At 70.8% G+C, this 21652-nt stretch carries 20 protein-coding genes and 4 pseudogenes; 16 read left to right on the plus strand and 8 right to left on the minus strand.

The genetic code is table 11. The features are described 5' to 3' along the window. Positions 1-10: 10 nt before the first annotated feature. Complete coding sequence (locus tag GEV28_RS02965; protein ID WP_291408304.1) at positions 11-469, plus strand: DUF6463 family protein; 459 nt, start codon at positions 11-13, stop codon at positions 467-469. A gap of 4 nt (positions 470-473) precedes the next feature. On the opposite strand, the gene GEV28_RS02970 is transcribed toward GEV28_RS02965, so the two are convergent. Together GEV28_RS02970 and GEV28_RS02975 are read right to left on the minus strand one after the other, a co-directional pair. Further along, positions 474-1904 (minus strand): S28 family serine protease, encoded by a 1431-nt coding sequence (locus GEV28_RS02970; protein WP_291408306.1) that lies wholly within the window; start codon positions 1902-1904, stop codon positions 474-476. A 203-nt stretch (positions 1905-2107) separates the two neighbouring features. After that, positions 2108-2358, minus strand: a pseudogene (locus tag GEV28_RS02975) (cytochrome c biogenesis protein CcdA); the annotation flags it as partial. Between the two features lie 125 nt (positions 2359-2483). Between GEV28_RS02975 and GEV28_RS02980 the strand changes: the two are divergent. From GEV28_RS02980 to GEV28_RS02990, 3 genes and pseudogenes are all read left to right on the plus strand, one after another. Continuing rightward, on the plus strand, positions 2484-2981 hold the full coding sequence (locus GEV28_RS02980; RefSeq protein WP_291408307.1) for a SigE family RNA polymerase sigma factor: 498 nt from the start codon (positions 2484-2486) through the stop codon (positions 2979-2981). Then, positions 2978-3772, plus strand: coding sequence for a hypothetical protein (locus GEV28_RS02985; protein ID WP_291408309.1), 795 nt, complete (start codon positions 2978-2980; stop codon positions 3770-3772). The genes GEV28_RS02980 and GEV28_RS02985 overlap by 4 nt, the downstream gene beginning before the upstream one ends. A gap of 140 nt (positions 3773-3912) precedes the next feature. Next, positions 3913-4089 (plus strand): annotated as a pseudogene (locus tag GEV28_RS02990) (transposase); the annotation flags it as partial. Here GEV28_RS02990 and GEV28_RS02995 read toward each other — a convergent pair. After that, a complete protein-coding gene (locus GEV28_RS02995; protein ID WP_291408311.1) occupies positions 4086-5486 on the minus strand; it encodes a lysine 2,3-aminomutase in 1401 nt (466 codons plus the stop codon). The pseudogene GEV28_RS02990 and the gene GEV28_RS02995 overlap by 4 nt on opposite strands. An 83-nt stretch (positions 5487-5569) precedes the next feature. Between GEV28_RS02995 and GEV28_RS03000 the strand changes: the two genes are divergently transcribed. From GEV28_RS03000 to GEV28_RS03045, 11 genes and pseudogenes are all read left to right on the plus strand, one after another. Then, positions 5570-6610 (plus strand): L-erythro-3,5-diaminohexanoate dehydrogenase, encoded by a 1041-nt coding sequence (locus GEV28_RS03000; protein ID WP_291408313.1) that lies wholly within the window; start codon positions 5570-5572, stop codon positions 6608-6610. Then, complete coding sequence (locus GEV28_RS03005; protein WP_291408316.1) at positions 6607-8133, plus strand: amidohydrolase family protein; 1527 nt, start codon at positions 6607-6609, stop codon at positions 8131-8133. Before GEV28_RS03000 ends, GEV28_RS03005 begins: the two co-directional genes overlap by 4 nt. Positions 8134-8171: 38 nt before the next feature. Next, a complete protein-coding gene (locus tag GEV28_RS03010) occupies positions 8172-9746 on the plus strand; it encodes a lysine 5,6-aminomutase subunit alpha (RefSeq protein ID WP_291408318.1) in 1575 nt (524 codons plus the stop codon). Further along, a complete protein-coding gene (locus GEV28_RS03015) occupies positions 9743-10501 on the plus strand; it encodes an OAM dimerization domain-containing protein (RefSeq protein ID WP_291408320.1) in 759 nt (252 codons plus the stop codon). Before GEV28_RS03010 ends, GEV28_RS03015 begins: the two co-directional genes overlap by 4 nt. Then, positions 10498-10908 carry a hotdog domain-containing protein gene (locus GEV28_RS03020; RefSeq protein WP_291408322.1) on the plus strand — a complete coding sequence of 137 codons (411 nt, stop codon included), beginning with the start codon at positions 10498-10500 and terminating at the stop codon, positions 10906-10908. The genes GEV28_RS03015 and GEV28_RS03020 overlap by 4 nt, the downstream gene beginning before the upstream one ends. Positions 10909-10974: 66 nt before the next feature. Continuing rightward, positions 10975-11145 carry a helix-turn-helix transcriptional regulator gene (locus tag GEV28_RS03025; RefSeq protein WP_291408325.1) on the plus strand — a complete coding sequence of 57 codons (171 nt, stop codon included), beginning with the start codon at positions 10975-10977 and terminating at the stop codon, positions 11143-11145. 50 nt (positions 11146-11195) lie between these two features. Continuing rightward, positions 11196-11543 (plus strand): annotated as a pseudogene (locus GEV28_RS42105) (DUF5753 domain-containing protein); the annotation flags it as partial. Positions 11544-11568: 25 nt separating this feature from the next. Further along, positions 11569-11892 carry a Scr1 family TA system antitoxin-like transcriptional regulator gene (locus tag GEV28_RS03030; RefSeq protein ID WP_291408397.1) on the plus strand — a complete coding sequence of 108 codons (324 nt, stop codon included), beginning with the start codon at positions 11569-11571 and terminating at the stop codon, positions 11890-11892. After that, positions 11840-12016: a DUF397 domain-containing protein gene (locus tag GEV28_RS03035; RefSeq protein WP_291408327.1), complete on the plus strand. Its 177-nt coding sequence runs from the start codon at positions 11840-11842 to the stop codon at positions 12014-12016. Before GEV28_RS03030 ends, GEV28_RS03035 begins: the two co-directional genes overlap by 53 nt. 174 nt (positions 12017-12190) lie before the next feature. Further along, positions 12191-12505 (plus strand): N-acetyltransferase, encoded by a 315-nt coding sequence (locus tag GEV28_RS03040; protein ID WP_291408329.1) that lies wholly within the window; start codon positions 12191-12193, stop codon positions 12503-12505. Between the two features lie 96 nt (positions 12506-12601). Then, the gene (locus GEV28_RS03045) at positions 12602-14656 is read left to right on the plus strand and encodes an AMP-binding protein (protein WP_291408330.1); all 2055 of its coding nucleotides are present in this window, start codon (positions 12602-12604) and stop codon (positions 14654-14656) included. 139 nt (positions 14657-14795) lie between these two features. On the opposite strand, the gene GEV28_RS03050 is transcribed toward GEV28_RS03045, so the two are convergent. Then, entirely contained in the window at positions 14796-16487 is a 1692-nt protein-coding gene (locus tag GEV28_RS03050) for a hypothetical protein (RefSeq protein ID WP_291408332.1), read from the minus strand. Between GEV28_RS03050 and GEV28_RS03055 the strand changes: the two are divergent. Then, a pseudogene (locus tag GEV28_RS03055) lies at positions 16447-16842 on the plus strand (DNA-binding response regulator); the annotation flags it as partial. The gene GEV28_RS03050 and the pseudogene GEV28_RS03055 sit on opposite strands and share 41 nt — an antisense overlap. Before the next feature lie 96 nt (positions 16843-16938). Here GEV28_RS03055 and GEV28_RS03060 read toward each other — a convergent pair. The 4 genes from GEV28_RS03060 to GEV28_RS03075 all read right to left on the minus strand — a co-directional run bounded on the left by GEV28_RS03060 (position 16939) and on the right by GEV28_RS03075 (position 21196). Next, complete coding sequence (locus GEV28_RS03060; protein WP_291408334.1) at positions 16939-17928, minus strand: inorganic phosphate transporter; 990 nt, start codon at positions 17926-17928, stop codon at positions 16939-16941. A gap of 3 nt (positions 17929-17931) precedes the next feature. Beyond that, positions 17932-18552, minus strand: coding sequence for a DUF47 domain-containing protein (locus GEV28_RS03065; RefSeq protein ID WP_291408336.1), 621 nt, complete (start codon positions 18550-18552; stop codon positions 17932-17934). Positions 18553-18622: 70 nt separating this feature from the next. Continuing rightward, a complete protein-coding gene (locus tag GEV28_RS03070) occupies positions 18623-19861 on the minus strand; it encodes an NAD(P)/FAD-dependent oxidoreductase (protein WP_291408337.1) in 1239 nt (412 codons plus the stop codon). Between the two features lie 75 nt (positions 19862-19936). Next, positions 19937-21196 carry a LuxR family transcriptional regulator gene (locus GEV28_RS03075; protein WP_291408339.1) on the minus strand — a complete coding sequence of 420 codons (1260 nt, stop codon included), beginning with the start codon at positions 21194-21196 and terminating at the stop codon, positions 19937-19939. Between the last annotated feature and the right edge of the window lie 456 nt (positions 21197-21652).

Consider the following 21652-nt stretch of genomic DNA (forward strand, 5'->3'; position numbering starts at 1 on the left):
CATGGCGGCTGTGCCCCACGACGCCGTGCCCCCCGGTCGACTGAGCGGTCGACCCCGCACGCTGACGATCTGGGCGGGCCGGCTGCTCACCGCGGTCGCGGCCGCGCACCTGGCCTTCTTCCTCGCCACGTCGACCGAGTTCGTCCCCGACTGGCTCTCCGGCGCGCTGTGGGCCGACATCCCGCTCGACGCGCCGATGCCGCAGGCCCAGGCGTTCTTCTGGCAGCTGGTCGGCAGCTTCGCGGTGCCGACCGCGCTGCTCGGGCTGCTGCTCTCCCGGTTCGCGCGTGAAGGCCGGGCGCTGCCGGGCTACGTCACCTGGACGGTCGCCGCCTGGGTGACGGTCTGCGCGTCGACCCTCGAGCCGTCCGGCTTCCCGGTCGGCCTGGTCCCGGCCGCGATGCTGGTGACGGCCCGGCTCACGGCGAACGGCGCCTCCCGGAGACCGGAAGGCGCCGTTCGTCGGTGAGTGATCAGAGCGGGCGGCGGATGTCGCGCGGGTCGCGCTGGTCGAGCTCACTGACGGCCGTGGACCGCTCGGCGGCCGGGGCGGCGCTGACGCCGGCCCACCGCAGCACCGTCGCGGTGGCGGCGGCCTTGTCGGCGGGGCTCAGCCGCGCGATGTTCGCGCCGTGGTTGGCACCCGGCGCGGTGTAGGTGTAGGAGTCCTTGTCGCTCGGGTGGAACGGCTCGGCGCCCCATGGGTCGTCGGAGCCGTAGACGAACAGCATCTGGCTCGCGTCCTTGCTGACCCACCTGTCGACGTCGGCGATCGGCCACGGGTCGTGCTTGGACCGAAGCTCCTGCGGCAGGCTGGAGTTCGCCACGTAGAGGCCCGGGTAGTGCAGCAAACCCTTGAGGTACTTGAACTTCGGCTGCGGCCAGCCCAGCTGCGTCGCCGCCTGGTAGTAGTACGGCGCGTAGGGGAGGATCCCCTGGTCGGCGTAGAACGAGAAGCCAGCGACGTTGTTGATGAAGTCGAAGATCTCCTGGTCGGTGGCGGTCACCGGCGGGACCGTGCCGCAGTCGGCCTCGCTCGAGTACTGCCAGAACGCCCACTCGGTGTCGAGGACGGTCATCTCGAACGCCTTGTCGGTCGACTCGAAGACCTGGTCGAAGGTGAGGTCGTTCTCGGCGGCGAACTGGTCGTAGAGGTCGACCAGGTTCGAGCGCCGGGTCAGCGCCTCCTTCTGCAGGGTCTCGAGCGCGGTCCGGCACTCCGGGGTCGAGCCGACGCTCGCGAAGAAGTCGTCGTAGGCGGTGTCCTGCTTGTTGTTGGCGTCGTTCGGGGCCACGTAGGCGACCACGCCGTCGACGTCGCGCGGGTAGAACCGGCGGTGGTAGACCGAGGTCATGCCGCCCTTGCTCGCGCCGGTGGAGATCCACTTGCCGCCGTAGACCGGCTTCAGCGCCTGGACGATCTTGTGATGGTCGGTCGCCGCCTGCCAGATGTCGAGCTTGCTCCAGTCGGCCGGGTTCGGCCGCGAGGGCGTGAAGAACCGCTGCTCGACCGAGATCTGGTTGCCGTCGAGCAGCGCGGTCGGCTCCGAGCGGAACGCGTACTCGGGCATGCCGTAGCCGGTCGTGTGCAGCACCATCGGGCGGCTGACGTCGCGGTGCAGCAGCTGGAGTCGCTGCTCGAACGTCGGGCCCTGCTGGTTGAGGTGGTCGACGGGCTGGCGGTAGGTGAGGAAGAAGAACCGGTAGCCGGGCGCGGGCGGATCCTCCTCCGAGACGACCGTCAACCCGGGCACCGCCTCGAGCCGGTCCAGGAGCTCGTCCTGCTGAACGGCCGCGGTGTACTGCGGCCCGGCCTGCGCCGGCACCGCCGCGGTCAGCCCGATCATGCTCGCCGCGACCACGGGCAAGATTGCGGCCGCGAGCGTCCTTCTTCGGATGGACACGCCACTCTCCTCAGGTCTCGTGTGGTCGCGATGGGTGTACGACCGACCTGCGAGAGTGTTCCCGACTGAACACGTTGGTGGTAGGTCCAAAACTAGCTACTTCACTCCGCGTACGACCTGCTACCGAGGGTCAGGGTCGCTGGTGCCCTAGGGCGATCAGCAGAAAACGGCACGCCGAGGCCGAGACAGTAGACCAGCACGAGCAGCAGGCCGCCGATCCCGGCGGCGAACACGACGGTGAAGCCGAGCACGAACAGGGCGACTGCGCCGAGGACGCGCGCCTTCTTGCCCTTCTCGTCCGGGGTGTTCGCGCGAACGAGGGCGGCCAGGTAGGTGAGGTAGCCGGGGGCCAGGGGGACCACATATGGGGGGCGATGGACACCATGCCCGCGAGCGGCGCCACGCTGGCGGCCAGCAGGAGCGGCCCGCCAGCGGCTATGGCGGTCGGATCCACGCGGATCAGGTACGCATGCGGGTACGGGGTCGGGGCTCTCAGCAGCCGTTAAGAGACCGAATGCAACAAAAGGGGTCACTTCCGCATTAGGGGTGCGAAATCGAGGTCGAGTCGACGATCGGGAGTTGCCGATGGAGTTCGCTGAGTACGTGGCAAGGCAGCGTCCCGCGCTGATGCGGTTCGCCACGGTCCTGACCTGCCGGACGTGGCTGGCCGAGGACCTGGTGAGCGACGTGTTGGGCCGGGCGTTCGAGCGCTGGGAACGGATCTCGGGGATGGCCGCGCCGAACGCCTACGTACGGCGGATGGTCGTCAACGAGTACCTGTCCTGGCGCAGAAGGCTGACCCGCACGTCCCCGCGCGCCGAGGTCGAGCCGATGGTGATCTCCGACGGCGCGGACGAGCGGGCCGAGCGGGACGCGATGATCCGCCGCCTCGCCGGCCTGCCCAGGAAGCAGCGCGCGGCCGTGGTCCTGCGCTACTACGCGGGCCTGTCCGACACGGAGATCGCCACACAGCTGGGGTGCCGGGAAACGACCGTACGCAGCCAGATCCATCGGGCGCTCAACGCTCTGCGCATCGACCTCACCGCCAGCGCCCCCAACTTTCAGGAGACCTCATGAGTGACCTACGCACCCTCCACGATGCCTTCGCCGAGTTGGAGCGGCGCGCCGACGCCGCGGCCGCGGGTACGGCCCCGGTCGCGCGGCCGCGCCGGGCCGTGCGGCTGGTACCCATCGCGGCCACCGTCGTCGCGGTGGCGGGCCTGGTCGCGGGTGCGGTGTGGCTGGTGCCGGGCGACTCCGGCACGCACGCCGCCAGCCCGCCGACCACCTCGTCGTCGACCGCACCATCCACGACCACGGCGCGCAGCCCGGTCCCCACCTCGCCGGATGACCTGATCGCCCGGTTCAGGGTGGTGCTCGGCGACACCGCGACGTTCGAGGTGACCGAAAAAATCATCGTGCCACCCCCGTCCTCGACGAACACCCCGCAACCGGGGACAGGATCGGTCGTGACACCACAGCTGGAGGACCCGGACGCCCCCACCAGCGCGATGATCGGCGGGACTCTGACCTCCGCAGGCGTCACCGGGGGCTTCACCCTGACGATCTACCCCAGCGATTCCGAGCCCGGCGAGTGGTGCGACCTTTCCCGCACGGAGGACTGTGATGTCAGCACGCTGCCCGACGGCTCCCGGCTGGCGACCGGGACCGCGCAGCCGGCTCCCGGCGCGGTGTCGTACCTGGCGTGCCTCAAGCGGCCCGACGGGACGATGGTCCTCATGCACGTCAGCAACCAGGAGGACCCCCTGGGCGCTGAGATCAACTCGCCGGGCGGTGAGATCTACTCGCCGCAGCCGCCGCTGAGCCTCGACCAGCTGAAGGCGATCGTCACCTCCGACAAATGGTGACGAGGTTCGTGATGGCCGGCCACCTCGGTGGCCGGCCATCAGTCATTTCTCGGCCAGGAGGCGATCCAGCTGCGGGGGTGAGGTCGCTGGCCAGCAGGTCAGGGAGGTAGACCGCCGCCACCCGATGTTTGCTTGTCCAGCCCGCCTTCGACCCGGCCGATTACCGCGGCCGCAACGTCGTCGAACGACGGTTCAACCTGCTCAAGCAATGGCGCGGATTGGCCACTCGCTACGACAAGCTCGCCATCATCTACCGATCAGCGGTCGTCCTCCACGCCGTGATCACCTGGACCAAAGCATTGTCAGACATGCCCTAGTCCTGGTCCGCCCACCACGTCTGGCCCGCCTTCGGGAGGGTCGAGATCGGGTCGTAGTACGGGTAGCGGCGGCTCAGCGCGTCCGGGTCGGACAGCTCGATCCCCGTCCGGTAGTTCTTCGTCCAGTAGGAGATGCCGCGCTCGCGGTCGTAGTCCGCCAGCTGGTGCACCCAGCGCTTCCCGACGTACGGCACGTCGCAGATGATCCGGGGCGTCGCATAGCCGGGCAGGTAACCCATGATCGCGTGCTGGAGCTGCTGCGCTTCCCACACGGCGACGCGCCAGTGCTCCGCGTTCGGGATCATGTCGCACATGTAGAAGTAGTACGGCAGGATGTTCGCCTCGCCCTGCAGCGCGAAGCACAGGTCCAACAGGTCGTCCGGGGTCGCGTTCACCCCGCGCATCAGCACGCCCTGGTTGCGGACGTCCCGCACGCCGACCTCGAGCGCCGTCCGCGCCGCCTCGGCCACCAGGGGGGTCACCGACTGGGCGTGGTTCACGTGCGTGTGGATCGCGAGGTTGACCCCACGGCGGCTCGCCGTCCGGCCCACCCGCTCCAGGCCCTCGACCACCTTCGGCTGCAGCCAGTGCTGCGGCATCCCGGCCAGCGCCTTGGTGGCCAGCCGGATGTCGCGCACCGTCTCGATGTCGAGCAGGCGCATCAGGAACGACTCGAGCTGGTGCCACGGCACGTTGGCCACGTCACCACCCGACACCACGACGTCCCGCACGCCGGGGGTGCGGCGAAGGTAGTCGATCATCTGGTCCTGCCGGTCGACCGGCTTCAGCGTCAGCTTGTGCTTGTCCACCGACGGCGTCGAGTTGCCGACCAGGTCCATCCGCGTGCAGTGCCCGCAGTACTGCGGGCACGTCGAGAGCAGCTCGGCCAGCACCTTCGTCGGGTACCGGTGGGTCAACCCCTCGACGACCCACATCTCCGCCTCGTGCAACGAGTCCCGCGACGAGTGCGGGTGGTTCGGCCACTCCGGGTCCCGGTCGCTCGCCACCGGCATCATGTAGCGCCGGACCGGGTCGGCCAGGAACGCCTTCGTGAAGGAGCCGTCCACCGACGGCGCCATCGTGTTCAGCATCTGCGGTGGCAGCAGCATCGACATCGTCGCCAGACGCTCCTGGTCCGAGACCAGGTCGTCATAGAACGACTCCTCGAGCAGGTCGCCCATCACCATGCGCAGCTGCTTGACGTTCTTCACACAGTGCACCCGCTGCCACTGAGCGTCACGCCACTGGGCATCCGTGACCTCCCGCCAGCCGGGAAACCGGCGCCAGTCGGGCTCAACCAGCTCTCGTCTGACGTACTCGTACGGTTGCCGGGAGGTCTCGTCCAAGGCCTCGGAGACCGTCGTGGCGGCTGCAATGGGATTGCGCACTGCCGTCATCTGTTCTCCTCGCCGCTAGGTTGACGTAAAGATATGCTGCCAGAACGTAGTCTAGGCGTAAATCCTACGGAAGGAGGCCTTGCGTGTCGTCACCGTACGGCCTACATCGCGTCGTTGCGCCGGTCGGGGTACTGCCCCAGCAAGCGTGGCGGCTGTCGACGGAGACCCGCTCGTGGCCGGATGAAGTCCTGGTCGACGTCGAGCGGCTGAACCTGGACGCCGCCTCCTTCCGCCAGCTCAGAGAGGAGCACGGCGAGCCCGGCGCGGTCCGCAAGGCGGTGCTCCGGATCATCGAAGAGCGCGGCAAGATGCACAACCCGGTCACCGGATCGGGCGGCATGCTGCTCGGCACCGTCCGCCAGGTCGGCCCGGAGTCTCCGCACGGCCTGCGAGTGGGTGATCGAATCGCGACATTGGTGTCGCTCACTCTGACCCCGCTGCGCATCGACGACGGCCTCGCCGGCTGGTCCGGCGACAGCGAGCAGGTCCCGTGCCGCTGCACCGCCGTGCTGTTCGGCCGCTCCATCGCCGCCGTGCTGCCCGACGACCTCCCCGACGAGCTCGCCCTGGCCGTCCTCGACGTCTGCGGCGCCCCCGCGCTCACCGACCGGGTCGTCCGGGAGGCCGGCGCGGAGCCGACGGTGCTGGTCCTCGGCGGCGGCGGCAAGTCCGGCTCGCTGTCCCTGGCCGCCGCCCGCCGCGCGGGCGCCGGGCGCCTCGTCGCGCTCGTCCCCACCCAGGGCGAGGCCGACGCCGTGGAAGCCAGCGGGCTCGCCGACGACGTCGTGCTCGCCGACGCCCGCAACCCGGTGGCCGTCACGGAAGCAGTCGTCGGCGCCGTCGGCGCGCCGGTCGACGTCACCGTCGTCTGCGTCGACGTCCCCGGCTGCGAGCACGGCGCGGTCCTCGCCACCGCCGACGGCGGCACGATCGTCTTCTTCTCCATGGCCACCTCGTTCTCCGCCGCCGCGCTCGGCGCCGAGGGCCTCGCCGCCGACGTCCGCATGCTCATCGGCAACGGCTACGTCCCCGGCCACGCCACCTTCGCCCTCGACCTCCTGCGCGCCACCCCAGGGGTTCGCGACCTGTTCGAGCGGCGCGAACGGCACACTTCCCGGATATGACGACCCTGTTCACCGGCGCCCGGATCCACGGCACGACGGCCACCGCGCTGGCGGTCGAGCACGGCGTGATCACCTGGCTCGGCGACGCCGCGCACGCGCCGCCCGCCCCGGCGCGGTTCGAGCTGGGCGGCGCCCACGTGGCACCGGCGTTCGTCGACGCCCACGTCCACGCCACCTCCGCGGGCCTCCTGCGCACCGGTCTGGACCTCACGAAGGCCGAGTCGCGGGAGGAGGTCCTCGACGCCGTCCGCGACCGCGCGGGCACCGACGAGGTCCTCTGGGGCCACGGCTGGGACGAGACAAACTGGCCCGGCAACCGCCCACCCACCCGCACGGAGCTCGACGCCGCCGCCGGCAGCACCCCGGTGTACCTGTCCCGCATCGACGTCCACTCCGCGCTCGCCTCCACCGCCCTGCTCGCCCGGGTGCCCGAAGCCCGCACCGCGGCGGGATGGTCGGCCGACGGCCCGCTCACCCGCGACGCCCACCACCACGTCCGCAACGCCTTCGGCGACTCGGTCGCCCCGGACCAGCGGCGCGCCGCCCAGCTCGAGTTCCTCCACCACGCCGCCTCCCGGGGCATCGCGTGTGTCCACGAGTGCGGCGGCCCGGACATCTCCGGCGCGCGGGACTTCCGCGACCTCCTTGCGCTGGAAGGAAAGCTCCCGCGTGTCGTCGGCTACTGGGGGGCGGCCGGCGACGCTCCCGCCGGAGCGCGCGGCAAGGCGGGCGACTTCTTCGTCGACGGCGCGTTCGGCTCCCGCACCGCCGCGCTCGCCGCGCCCTACGCCGACGCGCCGCACACCAGCGGCTCCCGCTACCTGGACGCCGGGCGGATCGCCGCGCACCTCGTCGCCTGCACCGAGCAGGGGATGCAGGCGGGCTTCCACGTCATCGGCGACGCCGCGGCCGCCGAGGTCGTCGCCGGCTTCCAGCGGGCCGAGAAGGTGGTGGGGGAGCACGCCCTCGGCGCGGCCCGGCACCGGCTCGAGCACCTGGAGATGGTCACCGCCGAGCAGGCCGCCGAGCTCGCCCGGCTCGGGGTCGTCGCCTCCGTGCAGCCGCTGTTCGACGCCACCTGGGGCGGCCCGGACGGCATGTACGCCCAGCGCCTCGGGGTCGAGCGGGCCAAGGGGCTCAACCCGTTCGCGCTGCTCGCGGCCGCCGGCGTGACGCTGGCGTTCGGCTCCGACGCCCCGGTCACCCCGGTCGACCCGTGGGCCACCGTGCGCGCCGCGGTGAACCACCGCACGCCCGGCTCCGGCCTGACCCGCGAGGCCGCGTTCGAGGCGCACACGGCGGGCGGCTGGGCGGCGGCCGGCGAGCGCGGCGGGGTACTCGAGGTGGGTGCCCCCGCCACCTTCGCCGTGTGGCGGGACGAGACCTGCCTGCGCACCGTCCTCGACGGCAGGATGATCTATCAGAGGAGCGAGAGCGAAGGAGCGGGCGCCGTCTGGACTGAGGAGCGCGCGCAGGCGCGAGGGACGAGCGCCGAGCACGCGACGAGGGAAGACGGCGTCTAGCGGATGAGCGAAGCGACCAACGAGACAGAGGTGCCGTGATGGCGTTGCTGGACCTGGATCCCGAGGTGGTCGAGACCGCGCGCAAGCTCGCCGCGCGCGCCGCCGAGCCGGTGGTCGAGATCGCCAGAGCGCACACCACGGTCGCCGTCGAGCGGGCGACGCTCCGGCTCGCCGGCATCACCGGCGCCGACTCCACCCACCGCGCGGGCGACGTCCCGTGGGTCAACCGGGTCGTCGACACGGTCCGCGAGCACTGCGGCCTCGAGCACGGCGTGGTCCTGCCCGCCTTCCACGCGCTCAGGCAGCACGACCTCACCACACTCACCGAGCTGGCCGAGGCCACCGCCGCCGGCCAGATCCGGTACGCGGTGCCGACCGGGCGCGACGCCGACCGGGCGGCCCGCGCGGGCCGCACGGCTGTCGCGAAGGGACTGCGCGCGGTCGACCGCAACCGGGCCCAGCGCGACCGGCTCGTCGCCAAGCTCGGCAACCCGCCGCAGCGGCCGTGGATCTACCTGATCGTGGCCACCGGGGACATCGACGAGGACGTCGTCCAGGCCGCCAACGCCGCCCGCGCCGGCGCGGACATCATCGCGGTCATCCGCTCGACCGGACAGTCCCTTCTGGACTACGTGCCGGAAGGCGCCACCCACCACGGGTTCGCCGGCACCTACGCCACGCAGGAGAACTTCCGCATCATGCGGTCCGCCATGGACGACGTGTCCAAAGAGGTCGGTCGCTACATCCGCGTGACCAACTACGCGTCGGGGCTGTGCATGCCGGAGATCGCGGTGCTGGGCGGGTTGCAGCGGCTCGACATGATGCTGAACGACTCGATGTACGGCATCCTCTTCCGCGACATCAACCCGATCCGGACCTTTGTCGACCAGCGGTTCTCCCGCCAGGTCCACGCCCGCGCCGGGATCATCATCAACACCGGCGAGGACAACTACCTCACCACCGCCGACGCCGTCGACGCCGCCCACACGGTCACCGTGTCGCAGTTGCTCAACGAGCACTTCGCGCACGAGGCGGGTCTGCCGGACGAGTTGCTCGGCCTCGGCCACGCGTTCGAGATCAACCCGACGGTGCCCGACTCCTTCCGGCTCGAGCTCGCCCACGCGCTGCTCGCCCGCGAGCTGTTCCCCGACGCGCCGCTCAAGTGGATGCCACCGACCAAGCACATGACCGGCGACGTCTTCAACGGCTATCTCCTCGACGGCTTCTTCAACCTCGCCGGCGTCCTCACCGGACAGTCGATCCTGCTGGTGGGCATGATGACCGAGGCCGTGGTCACGCCGTTCCTGTCCGACCGGGACCTCGCGCTGTCGAACGTGCGGTACGTGCTCAACGCGGCCGCCGGGCTCCGCGAGGACTTCCGCCCGGCGCCGGACGGGTTCATCGTCAAGCGCGCGCACCAGGTGCTCGGCGAGGCGGTGGACCTGCTCGACCGGATCGGCCGCGAAGGTCTCCTCGACGCGATCGCCGACGGGACGTTCGGGCTCATGAAACGCCCGCCGGACAAGGGAAAGGGCGCCGACGGCGTCATCGAGAAGGCGCCCGGGTACGTGAACCCGGCGGCCGACCTGCTGGACGAGGGGGCCACGAAGTGACTGCTGCCAAGGAGAAGCGACACGTCAGGCCCTACGGCGACACGACCGGTGACGGCATGGTGCAGGTGTCGTTCACGCTTCCCGTGCCGCCCGGACCGAAGGCCGAGGGCGCGGCGATGCAACTCGCCAACAAGATGGGCCTCGACCCGGCCATGGTCGTGCACTCGCACGGCATCGGCGCGGAGTTCACCTTCTTCGTCGTCTACGGCTCGGCCAAGCACATCGTCGACCTCGACGAGGTCACCGTCGTCGAGCGCGAGTACCCGCTGCTGTCACCGTCCGAGGTGAACGGTTCGGTCCGGAAGACGTTGCGCCGCAAGCTGGTCGTGGTCGGCGGCTGTATCGGGACGGACGCGCACACGGTCGGCATCGACGCCATCCTCAACATCAAGGGCTTCGCCGGCGAGAAGGGGCTCGAGTACTACCGCGAGCTGCGCGTGGTCAACCTCGGCGCCCAGGTGACGGTGCCCGAGCTGGTGAAGCGGGCCCGTGCCGAGAAGGCCGACGCCGTGCTCGTGTCCCAGGTGGTCACCCAACGCGACGCGCACATCCTCAACACGCAGGAGATGTCCGCCGCGTTCCGCGAGGCCATGGGTGATCGCTGCCCGGTGCTGATCGCCGGCGGCCCCCGGTTCGACCCGCTGATGGCCGGAGTGCTCGGCGTCGACCGGGTGTTCGGCCGGGGGACCACGCCGGGTGAGGTGGCGAGCTATCTTGTGCACGCGATGGTGCGGAGCAGGGGAGTGGCGGCGTGAGTCTGGTCGAGGGTTTCTCGGTGACGCACCGGCGGTACGTGCCGTACGCGCATGCCCACTACGGCGGCAACCTGGTCGACGGCGCGTACGGGTTGGCGCTGTTCGGTGACGTCGCCACGGATCTGTCCATCCACACCGACGGCGACGAGAGCCTCTTCGCCGGCTACTCCGACGTCGAGTTCCTCGCGCCGGTGCAGGCGGGTGATGTCGTCGAGGTGACCGCGACGCTGGTCCGCATAGGGAACCGCTCCCGTGGCATCGAGTTCGAGGCCAGGGTGCTGTGCCGGGCGGCGCCGGAGCGGGGCCCGTCGGCCGCGGACGTGCTGTCGCCGCCGGTGGTCGCCACCCGCGCGAAGGGGACCGTCGTCGTCCCGGTTGCGCACGCGCCAAGCCCGGCGGGGTCCTGATACTTCCGGGTGGACTTCGGCGCGCCGGCTGGGAAATTGCGCGGTGGGCCCGGTTAGCGTTGCCACATGGGTCGAAAGGGAGCCGCCGCGCGTTTTCGCGAGCTGGGCAGTGAGCTACGCAAGTGCCGGGAACAGGCGGGCTTGAGCGGGCAGGTGGTCGCGGAGCGGACCGGCTGGGACAAGTCGAAGATATCGAGGGTGGAGTCGGGCCACCAGCAGCTGACCGACGGGACGTGATCCACTACCTCGGCGCCTGCGGGGTATATCTGGGCACCGCGGGCGAGTACATGGACCTCTGCCGAGACGCCCACCGCTACCGTGACTACTGGCTGGGCCCACATGGCGAGCACCTTGAGGACTCGCTCAGCACCTTGATCTACCACGAGTCGACCGCGACCTCATCCACGAGCTATGAGCCGCAATGGGTGCCCGGCCTGCTGCAGACCGAGAGCTACGCCCGGGCGATGATCAATCGCACGAACAGACGAAGCGCCGACAACCTGGAATTTTGCGTGCGTGCGCGGATGGAGCGGCAGCGGATCCTCTGGCGGCCGAGGCCGGCGCGGTTCGAGTTCTTCGTGCACGAGGATGGTCTGCGCCTCGACGTTGGCGGGCCTGATGTCATGCACGAGCAGATGCTGACGCTGACGATCAAGCGGCCTGCCCACTGTGGTGATCCGGATCGTGCCCTCCTCTGCAGGAGCGGCGGGAGTCTTCGGCGGACCGTTCCGGGTGCTCCGGTACGCCGAGCACCAGCCGCTGGTCTACCTGGACACCACAGTTGGCGGGCTCTTTCTGGAGGATCAGGAGTTCGTTGCGACCTACGGCGAGCTGATTCCCACCGTCGCGGACCTTGCGCTGGATGAGGGACAATCCCGGGAGTTCATTGCCGCACTGGCAAATGAGCTCGACCGAGGGAGCGATCAGCGGCATGGCCACGACCGTGTGGAGGAAGAGCAGCTTCAGCAGCGGTGGCAACAGTGATTGTGTCGAGGTGGCGTTCGGGCAGGTGAGCGTCGCCGTGCGGGATTCCAAGAACCCCACCGGCCCCGTCCTTTCCTTACCCGAAGCGGACTGGCGCGCGGCCGTAACCCGACTGCCCGGCTGAGCATGATCACGGCGCGTCGGCTGGGGCCCGACGACTGGCAGACCTGGCGTGAGGTCCGCCTCGCGTCGCTCGCGCAGGCCCCCCGAGGCCTTCGGCTCGTTGCTCAGGCGTGAACAGCGGTTCACCGAAGCGGACTGGCGTGGGCGGCTGAGCTCGTCGGACCGCGTAACGGTGGTGGCGAGGCTCGGCGTCGAGACCGTCGGGTGCGCGGGCGGGGTCGTGCCGGACGGCGCCGACGCCGTGCTGCTGATCGCGATGTGGATCAGCCCGGGCCATCGCGGGCGAGGCATCGGCGATGCGCTTGTCACAGAAGTCGTTGACTGGGCGCGGGAGAACGGCTGGTCACGGGTTGAACTGCGGGTCGCGGACGGGAACGAGGCGGCCCGTCGGTTGTTCGTCCGCAACGGGTTCGAGCCGACCGGACAGCGGGAGCCCCTGCCGAGCAATCCGACCGTTGACACGGAGATGTTGGTACGCAAGGTTTCCTAGGGTCCATATATCGGGAGTAGGGTCTTGCTCCGAATGGAGCACACTGCTAGTAAATCTAGCTTCGGGGCGTTCGCCCGCGCGAACGGAGGACCTTCGTTGTCGACAGACCTCGTCGAAGTGGTCAAAGTGCTCGACCACCCGCAGAACCGGCTGTGGACCGTGCTGAACGACCTCGAGTCGTACCCTCGGTTCGTCCGCGAGATCGCCTGGTCACACCGGACCGGCCACGCCGAGGCCGGTGTCGGCACCCAGTACGAGGTCAGATTCAGCGTCGACCAGGGACCGGTGGCGCGCCACGACGTCGAGGTTCTCGTGCACCGGCCGCCGGAGCACCTGGTGCTGGTGAGCGACCGCTGGCCGGGCGGGCACGTCGCGATCCGGCTGACCGCGGTCGACCGGAGGCGGACCGAGCTGCACCTCGCGATCTCGTTGCCGGACAGCACATCGCTGCACGCGTCGTGGCTGCGTAAGCGGGCCCGCCGGGCGATCGAGCTGGTCGACGACCATCTGGCCGGCCGGGCGAACACTGTGTCCCGGGGCGGTCTGGACCAGACCGCGAAGGGGCAGTCGCAGCTGGTCGTGGCGCGGATCCTCACCAAGGCGGGGGTGATCTCACCCGGCCGCCCGGACCGGGTGGCGAAGCAGCTGACCGCGCTGGCCAAGTGGGGCGCGACGATGGCGGGCGGGTACAGCGCGGCGGCCGCGCGGGTGCCGCGGGAGGACGCGATCGCGGACGAGCTGGGCGCGTTGACGTTCGGCGATGTCGAGACTCGTACCGACCGGTTGGCGAACGGGCTGTACAAGTACGGCGTCCGGCAGGGCCGGCGGGTGGCGTTGATGTGCCGCAACCACGGCGGGCTCGTCGAGGCGATGATCGCGTGCGGAAAGCTCGGCGTCACGGTGTTGCTGCTGAACACGGGCCTGTCCGCGGCGCAGGTCAGCGACGCGGTGGAGGCGCACCGGCCGGTGGCGGTGCTGGCGGACGAGGAGTTCTTCCCGCTGATGTACGAGCTGCCACCGGCACTTCCGCGGATCAGCACGTGGGCGGGCGGCGAGCCGACGCTCGACGGGCTGATCGAGCACGGGTCGCCGGAGAAGGTGAAGCCGCCGACGTCGGCCGGCAAGATCATCGTGTTGACGTCCGGGACCACCAGCAACCCCAAGGGTGCGCGCCGGCGCAACCCGCACGGCCTGCGCACCGCGGCGGCCGTGCTCTCGCGGATCCCGCTGCGGGCGGGGGAGCGGATGCTGGTCGCGGCGCCGCTGTTCCACACGTGGGGCCTGGCGGCGATGCAGCTCGGCATGCCGCTGCACGCGAAGCTGGTGCTGCAGCGCCGGTTCGACGCGGAGTCTGCGCTGCGGTTGATCGAGGAGCACGGGTGCACGTCGATGTTCGCGGTGCCGGTGATGCTGCAACGCATCATGGACCTGCCGCGGCAGGTGATCCGCAACTACGACACGTCGTCGCTGCGGGTGGTGGCGAGCAGCGGGTCGCCGATGTCGGAGGTGTTCGTGACGGGGTTCATGGACGAGTTCGGCGACGTGCTCTACAACCTGTACGGCTCGACCGAGGTGTCGTGGGCGAGCATCGCCGACCCGATCGACCTGCGCGCGGCGCCGACCACGGCCGGCCGCTGCCCGGTCGGCACCCGCGTCGGCATCCTGGACGCGCGGGGCAAGCCCGTGCCGCCGGGGGTGGTGGGCCAGATCTGTGTCGGGAACGACATGCTGTTCGAGGGCTACACGGGCGGCGGGAGCAACCGTCTGTACGACGACATGATGGTGACGGGCGACCGGGGCTACCTGGACGCGGACGGCCGCCTGTTCGTCTCCGGCCGGGACGACGACATGATCATCTCCGGCGGCGAGAACGTCTTCCCGCGCCCGGTGGAGGAGCTGCTGCTCACCCTGCCGCAGGTGCTGGACGCGGCGGTCGTCGGCGTGCCGGACCGCGAGTACGGCCAGCGCTTCGCCGCGTACGTCGCGCTCCGCCACGGCGCGCTGCTGAGCGCCGACATGGTCCGCGACTACGTCCACGCGCACCTGCCCCGCTTCGCGGTGCCGCGCGACGTGATCTTCGTTGACCGGCTGCCACGCAACGCCACCGGCAAGGTGGTCCGCCGCCTCCTCGCCTCCGAGGGCCTGGCTTAGGTCCGGGACGTAATCGGACCTTCGAGCTGCCGCACCAGGTCGCGAGCCAGCCGTAGCCACGTGGCCCAACGCGCCCAGCTCGGTGTGCCAGCCGACATGAACCGCTCCGCGAACTGGAGCCGCAGCTCGACAGCATCCGTCATCGCGCGACCCAATGCGTGAGACGCTCGATGTTCCGGATGAAGGGACGAAGATCCTCGTCTAGGCCGACGTGTGCACCGACCTTGCACGCCTTGAGTGCCCCGACGGCTCGGTGATCGAGGTCGGCGCTCAGGCGGCGATACAACTCGCCTTCGTGCCCCGTTGCGTCGAACACCGCCAGGCTCAGCACCGCGTGGGTCGTGGGGGCGGCCGACAACACCGACTCGACATCGGCAAGTGACTCGCCGCGCCGCAGATGGGCTGTTCGGTACTTGCGGTGCGCCGCCGCCTCGAGCGCGCCCCGGCAGCAGTTGGCCACCAGCTCGCCGCGGATGTCGCGCGGCATCTCACTGGTGTTCGCCAGTGCGCGGGCGTCGTCCAGATAGCGGTCTATCGGATCCATGGAGCGCACCACGTGCACGGCCGACTGGCGGCGGCGTTGGACCTCCCACATGGTGGGTGGGTCCGGAAGGCGGCGCACGGCCTCGGCGAGCCGGTCGTCGTGGCTGAAGACGATCACCTGCCGGGTCGTCGCGATGCGTGCCAGCACGTCGGCCAGCCCGGAGACCTTGCCCGGGTCCATCGCCTGCACCGGATCATCGATGACGACGAACCGGAACGGGCTCGCGTCCATCGTGGCGCGGGGGAGGAACAGCGACAGGCCCAGCGTGTGCAGCTCACCCTGGCTCATCACGCTGAACGCCGCGGTCTCCGTGCTGCCGATCACGGCTCTGAGGCTTACCCGCCGGCGCGTGCTCGCCCCCGCGAGCTTCACACTTTCCAGGGACACGTCACTGTGCTGGCGCATGCTCTCCCAGATGCGCTGGGCCTCGTCGCCGATCGGCGCCATGCGATCGTCCCGCAGGCTCGCTGTGGACTGCTTCAACCAGGCTTCGGCCTTCTTGAGTAGGCTGAGCAGCTCGGACTCGGCGTACAAGACGTCCGCGGCGTCGTGCCAGCCCATCAGGCGCACGGCGACCGGCTGCCAGAGCTGGTCGAGCTCCTTGAGCCTCGTCGTGGCCGAGTCGCGGGCGTGATCGAGTGCCTTCGAGAGCTCGACGTGGGCGGACACACCGGCCGAGACGAGCTCAGTCGGCGACATCGGTCGGAGATCGGTCCACGCCTGCCAAGCTTCCGCGAGGGTCGTGACGGTCGAATCACCCGTGTTCTCGCGAAGAACAGCCGGCAAGGCACCCACCAGGGACAACAACCGCTCCCGTGTGGTCGTGACGTCGGCACGCGCCTCGCGGATGTTCCGCGCCAGAGCGTGCATCTGGTCGAGATCTCGCTCCGCGCGTCGCCGCCAGGCAGTGTCGAGGTTTCCCGCACCGCACACCGGGCATGCTCGGTCGCCGGCATGTTGGTGCAGGCTCAGGGCCTCGGCCAGCAGTCGCCCAGCGCTCTCGGCCGTCTCCGCTGCCTGAGTGCTCGCACCGGCCTGCCGCTCGAGAGCGGTCCGGATCTGCTCGACCGCGGCATGGACATCCTGCCGCGCCGGGATACCGAGACCGACCAGACCGTTGAGGCGGTCGATCTCGGCCGTGTCGTCGGCGTAGAGCGCGATGTCGACCAGTTCATCAAGGTCGACCTTCCCTGCGGCGAGCAGCGATTCAGCACGTCGGGCACGGGGGTCGACGATCGTGGCGAGTTCGGCGAGGAGCGCGACCGGTGCCAGCGGCTTCCTGCTCAAGGACGCGACGCCCGACGAGCTCGTGTCCGCGGTCCGGGTGGTCGCCGCGGGTGAGGCACTGCTCGCGCCGACCGTCACCAGCCGGCTGATCGCGCACTTCGCCCGCCAGCCGAGCGTGATCGGCACGCCGCCCAGGCTCGACGGCCCCACCCCGCGCGAGCGCGAGGTGCTCGTGCTCATCGCGCGCGGCCTGTCGAACAAGGAGATCGCCGCGCGGCTCGTGGTCGCCGAGCAGACGGTGAGGACGCACATCGGCCGGATCCTCGGCAAGCTCGCGCTGTGCGACCGGGCGCAGGCGGTGATGGTCGCCTACGAGTCGGGCCTGGTGGCGCCGGGTGCCGACCCGATGCCCTGAACGCGTCGCCGGGGACGTTCAATGCCCCGAGCGCGTCGTTCAGGGCATGCCGGGCCACGCGGGGCGGCCGGGCGACTTGATCAAGCCGGGTTGTTGCTAGAACAGCGAGATCACGCCGTAGGCGAGCGCGGCCAGGGTCGCGGCCGCGGGTGCGGTGAGCACCCAGCCGATCGCGATGTCGCCGGCCACCGACCAGCGCACGGCCGACCGGCGCCGGGTCGCGCCGACGCCCATCACGGCCGAGGTCACCACATGCGTCGTGGACACCGGCGCGGCGAACACGAACGCGGTCAGGTACAACACCGACGACGCCGAGATCTCCGCCGCGAAGCCGTGCGCGGGGGTGAGGTGGAAGATCCGCCTGCCGAGCGTGCGCATGATCCGCAGCCCACCGGACCAGGTGCCGGCCGCGAGCGCGGTGGCGCACAGCACGATCACCCAGAACGGCACGGTGTAGTCGTCCTGACGCCCGGTGACCACGAGCGCGAGCACGATCACGCCCATGCTCTTCTGCGCGTCCTGCAGGCCGTGGCCCAGCGCCAGGCTCGACGCCGACACGATCTGCGCGCGGCGCAGCAGCCGGCCGGCCTTGTGCGCGTTGGCTCGCCGGAACGCCCACATCAGACAGATCATCACCAGGTAGCCGAGCGCCAGGCCGACGAGCGGGGACAGCACCATCGGGATCGCCACCTTGGTGACCACGCCCGTCCACTGCACCTGGGTCGCGGACGCGAGGGCCGCGCCGACCAGCCCGCCGATGAGCGCGTGCGAGGACGACGAGGGCAGCCCGAAGTACCACGTGGTGATGTTCCACACGATCGCGCCGATCAGCGCCGCGCCGACCACCATCAGGCCGCCGGTGGTGTGCGGGGTCGCGATGACGCCCTTCGCCACGGTGATCGCCACACCGGTGCCGGCGAGCGCGCCGACCAGGTTCATCACGGCGGCCAGGGCCAGCGCGCCGCGCAGCGACAGCGCCCGGGTGGACACCGCGCTCGCGACCGCGTTGGCGGCGTCGTGGAACCCGTTGGTGAAGTCGAATGCCGTGACGAGAACGATGATGAGGACGAGCCCGACGAGCTCCACGCGTCAGGACTCTTTCACCGCGATGCTGTGCACGACGTCGGCGACGTGCTCGAACGCGTCGGCCGCCGACTCGAGCTGGTCGATGATCTCCTTGAGCTTCATCACCGTCAGCGCGTCGAGCTCGCCGCTGAACAGCCACGACAGCAGCCGCCGGTAGACCTGGTCGGCGTCGTTCTCCAGCTCGTTGATCTTGACCCAGTAGTCGGTGAGGTTGTGCAGTGTCGACAGCCGCGGCATGGCGGCGGCGGTCAGCCGGGCCATCTGGTCGAGCAGTTCCACCTGCGCGCGCACGCCGTCGGGCAGCGCCTCCGGGTTGTAGAGCGCGGCGAGGTCGACGGCGGCGTCCATGAAGTCGATCACGTCGTCGAGCCGGACCGCGAGCCGGTAGATGTCCTCCCGGTCGAACGGCGTGATGAACGAGCGGTCGAGCTGGTCGATGATCGCGTGCGTCGCGTCGTCGCCGGCGTGTTCGGCGTCGTGCATGCGTTTGGCCAGGTCCGCGCGTTGCTCGGTCGGCGCCGACGCGAACTCCCGCAGCACGGTGACGGCCGAGACGATGTTCGTGCCGGCCACGCTGAACAGGTCGAAGAACCGGTTGTCCCCCGGCTTGAGACGTAGGCGCATCGAGGCTCCCCTCCGTGATCGTGCGGCTGAGTATGACCGCACGTCACATGAGCGAAACCCCCAGTCCACCCTACGTTCGTCGAATGTCCACTATGTGCCGAACGACGTGCTCCGCGTCCGCGCCCACGCCGGCCAGGACCGAGGACGGCTCGGAGTGCAGCCAGCGCAGGCCGATGGCGTAGAGGCCGGGGTGCCCGGTGACGCCGCGCTGGTGGCGCGGGTAGCCCCACTCGTCGAGCACGGGCAGGTCCAGCCAGCCGAAGTCGAGCTGGTAGCCGGTGGCCCAGAGGACCGTGGTGATGCCTTCCTCGTCGAGGTCCAGCTCGGTCCTCGTCGGCGGTGTCCAGCTGTCCGGCGGCGGGCGGTCGTCCGGCGGCGCGTCGATCTTCGCCGCGGCGATGTAGGCGTCGAAGAGTGGCTTGAGCTCCTGGTCGAACCCTGTGTCCACCTGGGTGAGCCGCTCGTCGAGGTCTGCGGAGAACCGCACCGTGGTGCCGTGGGCCTCGTCGAGGTGGCCGTAGAGCTTCACCCCGGCGCGGGCGAGGCCGCGCAGGTCGATGTCGTGGCCGCCGCCGGTGCCGGAGATGAGCGGGTCGCAGGCGAAGCGGGCGGCCGGCGTCGGGAGGTCGGCGACGGTGGGGAACGGGACGCCGACCTCGGCGCCGTTCAGGAAGGTCTGGAGCAGCCACCAGACGATGTCGCGGCCGCGGTACCGGCGGGGTGCCTTGGGGCACACCGAGACGGCGACGTGGACGTCGCGGCCGGCGAGGTGGAGCTCCTCGGCGAGCTGCCCGCCCGACTGGCCGGTGCCGACAACGAGCACGCCGCCGTCCGGTAGGTCCTCCGGCCTGCGGTAGTCCTGCGTGTGGAGCCGGTGGATGTGCTTCGCCAGCCGGTGCGCCGGGATCTTGGGGCGCGGGTACGGACCGGTGGCGAGGACGACGTTGCGGGCCTCGATGGTCCCGCCGTCCGTGTGGGCCTCCAGGTGGCCGTTCGCGGCGCCGAGCCGGCGGACCGCCGTGTTGAGCCGGACGGGCGCGGCGATGTCCCCGGCGTAGTCGGCGACGTACCGGGCGATGTCGTCGCGGGGCATGAAGGCGTCCGGGGCCTGGCCGCGGTAGGGCTTGCCGGGCAGCAGGATCGTGAAGTTGGGCGCGACGAGGTGGAAGCTGTCCCAGCGGTCCGGCCAGCTGCCGCCGAGCCGGTCGCGCCGGTCGACGACGAGGTGCTCGATGCCGGCCCGGGTCAGCCAGTAGCTCGTCGCGAGGCCGGCCTGCCCGGCGCCGATCACCAGCGTGTCGATGTTCATGCCTTGCGACGTTAGGTGCGGGGAGTCGTTGGCGCGTCGGGAGAATCGTGTAGTTCGGCCCGTGGGTGGTTCTGTCTAGACGAGGTGTTGCTCGTAGGCCCACGCGGTGGCCGCCGACCTCGTGGAGACGCCGAGCTTGGCGAAGATGTTGCTGACGTGGCGGGCGACCGTCTTCTCGCTCAGGAACAGCTCGGCGGCGATCGCCTTGTTGGTCCGCCCGGCGGCGACGTGCCGCAGTACCTGGGTCTCCCGTGCGGTCAGGGCGCCCTTGCCGGGCTGCCTCGCGCCCAGCTGCCGCAGGACCCAGTCGGCGGCGTCGCGTTCCATGCGGGCGGTGTCCTCGTCGCCGAGCGCGGCGCACGCGCGGCCGAGGAGGACGCGCGCGCGGGCGGCCTCGTAGGGGATGTCGAGGTCCTGCCACCGCGCCCAGGCCCGGCGCAGCTCCGTGGCCGCGTCGCGGGCGTGGCCCTCGGCCAGGAGGACGGCGCCGGTGGCGTGCCGGGCGGCGGCGTGGAGCAGCGGCGCGCCGAGTGCGTCCGCGTGCTGTGCGAGCTCGTCGGCCGCGTCGCGGGCGCCTCGCGGATCGCCGGCGGCGATCGCGATCTCGACATAGGCGGGGAGGAGGCGGCACCGGGTCGCCTGGTCGTCCGCGTCCTCGAGCGCGCGGTGGATGGAGGTGTGCGCGGTGGTCGGGTCGTCCTGGGCGAGCCGCAGCAGCGCGAGGCCGGGTTGGGGGTGGCGGCCCCAGCGGTTGGCCTGGCGGGGTAGTGCTCCTCGGCCTTGGTCAGCTCGCCGGTGAGCCGGTGCAGCTCGGCGACCTGGTAGCAGGCCGCGCCGGCCGCGGGGTGGTTCGACCCGAACCGCTGGGTCGCGCGCCTGGCGGCGTCGAGGGCCTCGGGCCAGGAGCCGTGGAGCCGCATGATCTCGGAGCGGTGGACCTGGCAGTGGCCGGCGTAGCGGGCGACGTCGGGCTGGGCGTCGCACCAGCGGGTGAGCGCGGTGGTCCACTCGGGCGCGGCGCAGGTCGAAGGTCTCCTGGCAGGCTTCGATGACGCCGCAGTAGATGTCCCCGGCGACGATGGCGGACACCTCGCCGGCCGTGACGGCGACCACGGCACCGGCATGGAGCTCGTCGAGCAGCGCGATGCCCTCGTGCGGCCGGCCGAGCCGGATGAGCGCGCGGGCCTGGATGTGCCGGGCCAGCGCGACCAGGTCCGGGTCGTCGAACCGGTGACCGATGGCGGCGGCGTGCTCGGCCCGCTCCATGCCGGTGCCGTGATCGCCGTCGAGCACGTGCTGCCGCGCGTCCGGCAGGAGCAGGTACCCGCGGACCACGCACTCCGGCTCGTCCTCGATCGCCTTGGCCGCCCGCCGAGCCAGCCGCTGCCGAGCGCGACCTCGCCCCGGTCGAGGAGCACGAACGCGAGCCAGAAGGCGCAGCGGGCGACGCTTTCCGGCGCGCTGTGTGCCCGGTAGGCCCGGGTCCAGAACTCGACGCAGTCCCGCCCGACGAGATGCGCGGCGGTGGCGAGCCGCTCGAGATCGTCGGCGTCGAGCGTGCGTTGGTCGTCGGACAGGGGCTTGGTAGGCCTGCGCCCAGGCACCGTCGAGGAACGCCTGCCGGCCTTGCTCGGTCGCGGTCATGGGCTCCACCCGCCACGCTCGCCCGCTGAGCTGCCGAATGTACCGCCGGCCTCCGGCCCCCGGTATCGATTCTACGGAGGCGCACCGACAGAACCGCCCGCCGCGGACCGCCGGCCGCGGACCGCCCGCTGTGGACAACGCCGAACC

The organism is Actinophytocola sp., from assembly GCF_009379765.1.
Taxonomy (GTDB): domain Bacteria; phylum Actinomycetota; class Actinomycetes; order Mycobacteriales; family Pseudonocardiaceae; genus Actinophytocola.

What these genes read in the sequence shown, in the direction of transcription:
- GEV28_RS03005 (WP_291408316.1), top strand. Translation starts at nt 6,607, where the DNA reads ATGACGACCCTGTTCACCGGCGCCCGGATCCACGGCACGACGGCCACC.
- GEV28_RS03035 (WP_291408327.1), top strand. Translation starts at nt 11,840, where the DNA reads ATGGCCACGACCGTGTGGAGGAAGAGCAGCTTCAGCAGCGGTGGCAAC.
- GEV28_RS02985 (WP_291408309.1), top strand. Translation starts at nt 2,978, where the DNA reads ATGAGTGACCTACGCACCCTCCACGATGCCTTCGCCGAGTTGGAGCGG.
- GEV28_RS03010 (WP_291408318.1), top strand. Translation starts at nt 8,172, where the DNA reads ATGGCGTTGCTGGACCTGGATCCCGAGGTGGTCGAGACCGCGCGCAAG.
- GEV28_RS03025 (WP_291408325.1), top strand. Translation starts at nt 10,975, where the DNA reads ATGGGTCGAAAGGGAGCCGCCGCGCGTTTTCGCGAGCTGGGCAGTGAG.
- GEV28_RS03065 (WP_291408336.1), bottom strand. Translation starts at nt 18,552, where the DNA reads ATGCGCCTACGTCTCAAGCCGGGGGACAACCGGTTCTTCGACCTGTTC.
- GEV28_RS03070 (WP_291408337.1), bottom strand. Translation starts at nt 19,861, where the DNA reads ATGAACATCGACACGCTGGTGATCGGCGCCGGGCAGGCCGGCCTCGCG.
- GEV28_RS02995 (WP_291408311.1), bottom strand. Translation starts at nt 5,486, where the DNA reads ATGACGGCAGTGCGCAATCCCATTGCAGCCGCCACGACGGTCTCCGAG.